1 protein-coding gene is annotated in these 280 nt (G+C 51.4%); it reads left to right on the top strand.

Translation table 11 applies throughout. The annotated features are described in order from the left end of the window. A partial coding sequence (locus E0D98_RS26480; protein WP_165941090.1) for a DUF1281 domain-containing protein occupies nt 1-280 on the top strand: 280 nt, incomplete at both ends.

Below are 280 nucleotides of genomic sequence, written 5' to 3' on the forward strand. Positions count from 1 at the left end.
TCACCGCAAAAAGAGGTGACTGGTGTGGCTTCTGGAGTAACGAGGATGTATCGGTGTGGTGGAACCGTCTGTGTGACAACGTACTGCCGGAAAAAACCATGCCGTTTGACCTGCTGACGGTTCTGCCGACCCGCCTGGATGTTGAAGTGAATGGCTTCAACGGTGGTGTTCTGAACGGTGTTCCTTCTGCATATCACTGGTATACAGAACGGTATGGCGTGAAGTGGCCTTGTGGGTATGACCTGAATATCAGCAGTCAGGGGGAAAACTTCATTCAGGT

Origin of the sequence: Escherichia sp. KCJ4928 (assembly GCF_004352695.1) — a bacterium.
Lineage (GTDB): Bacteria > Pseudomonadota > Gammaproteobacteria > Enterobacterales > Enterobacteriaceae > ECMA0423.